A 1,994-nucleotide genomic window follows, 5' to 3' on the forward strand; every position below is an offset into this window, starting at 1 on the left:
AAAACCCCTCGCAGCACACGCTGTCGAGGGGTTTTGCACAATAAGAGCCTGGCGATGACCTACTTTCACACGGGAATCCGCACTATCATCGGCGCGGAGCTGTTTCACGGTCCTGTTCGGGATGGGAAGGGGTGGTTCCAGCTCGCTATGGTCACCAGGCATGAGGGGTTGTGGCGCTGTCGGGTTGGGACAGCGTCACGAATCGGGATGTAGTTGGGGTTGTGCTTACTGTGTCAACACACGTGGCACAAGGCGATTGCTCACCAGGTGAAACACACTGGTTATAGGATCAAGCCTTACGGGCAATTAGTACTGGTTAGCTTAACGCATTACTGCGCTTCCACACCCAGCCTATCAACGTCCTGGTCTCGAACGACCCTTCAAGGAGGTCAAGCCTCCAGGGAATCCTCATCTTCAGGCGAGTTTCCCGCTTAGATGCTTTCAGCGGTTATCTCTTCCGTACATAGCTACCCTGCGATGCCTCTGGCGAGACAACAGGTACACCAGCGGTACGTCCACTCCGGTCCTCTCGTACTAGGAGCAGCCCCCGTCAAGATTCCAACGCCCACGGCAGATAGGGACCAAACTGTCTCACGACGTTTTAAACCCAGCTCACGTACCTCTTTAAATGGCGAACAGCCATACCCTTGGGACCGGCTACAGCCCCAGGATGAGATGAGCCGACATCGAGGTGCCAAACACCGCCGTCGATATGAACTCTTGGGCGGTATCAGCCTGTTATCCCCAGAGTACCTTTTATCCGTTGAGCGATGGCCCTTCCATTCAGAACCACCGGATCACTATGTCCTGCTTTCGCACCTGCTCGACTTGTCGGTCTCGCAGTTAAGCACGCTTTTGCCATTGCACTTTAGGTACGATGTCCGACCGTACCAAGCGTACCTTCGAACTCCTCCGTTACACTTTGGGAGGAGACCGCCCCAGTCAAACTGCCTACCATGCACTGTCCCCGACCCGGATTCACGGGCCAAGGTTAGAACCTCAAACAAACCAGGGTGGTATTTCAAGGACGGCTCCACGTGAACTAGCGTCCACGCTTCAAAGCCTCCCACCTATCCTACACAGATCGGTTCAAAGTCCAATGCAAAGCTACAGTAAAGGTTCATGGGGTCTTTCCGTCTAGCCGCGGGGAGATTGCATCATCACAAACACTTCAACTTCGCTGAGTCTCGGGAGGAGACAGTGTGGCCATCGTTACGCCATTCGTGCAGGTCGGAACTTACCCGACAAGGAATTTCGCTACCTTAGGACCGTTATAGTTACGGCCGCCGTTTACCGGGACTTCAATCAAGAGCTTGCACCCCATCATTTAATCTTCCGGCACCGGGCAGGCGTCACACCCTATACGTCCACTTTCGTGTTTGCAGAGTGCTGTGTTTTTATTAAACAGTCGCAGCCACCATTTTATTGCAACCCCTTCACCCTTCTGGCGCAGGCCAGTCAAGCTACCAGGGCGTACCTTATCCCGAAGTTACGGTACCAATTTGCCGAGTTCCTTCTCCCGAGTTCTCTCAAGCGCCTTAGAATACTCATCTCGCCCACCTGTGTCGGTTTGCGGTACGGTCTCGTATGACTGAAGCTTAGAGGCTTTTCTTGGAACCACTTCCAATTGCTTCGCAGCACTAGGCCGCTCGCCCCACATCCTTGAATCCCGCGCCCGGATTTGCCTGAGCGCCTTCTCCAATGCAGGGACCGGGACTTCCAACACCCGGACAACCTTCCGCGATCCGTCCCCCCATCGCATCATACGACGGTGCAGGAATATTAACCTGCTTCCCATCAGCTACGCATCTCTGCCTCGCCTTAGGGGCCGACTCACCCTACGCCGATGAACGTTGCGTAGGAAACCTTGGGCTTACGGCGAGGGGGCCTTTCACCCCCTTTATCGCTACTCATGTCAGCATTCGCACTTCTGATACCTCCAGCATCCTTTACAAGACACCTTCACAGGCTTACAGAACGCTCTCCTACCACGC

The 1,994-nt window shown here is 54.6% G+C and carries 2 rRNA genes; both read right to left on the reverse strand.

Annotated elements, in window-relative coordinates:
- Nucleotides 1-46 precede the first annotated feature (46 nt).
- Nucleotides 47-159, reverse strand: a 5S ribosomal RNA gene (rrf, locus tag U9J39_RS29245).
- A 126-nt stretch (nucleotides 160-285) separates the two neighbouring features.
- A 23S ribosomal RNA gene (locus U9J39_RS29250) occupies nucleotides 286-1,994 on the reverse strand; the annotation flags it as partial.

The organism is Cupriavidus sp. SS-3, from assembly GCF_035818815.1.
Classification (GTDB): Bacteria; Pseudomonadota; Gammaproteobacteria; order Burkholderiales; family Burkholderiaceae; genus Cupriavidus; species Cupriavidus taiwanensis_C.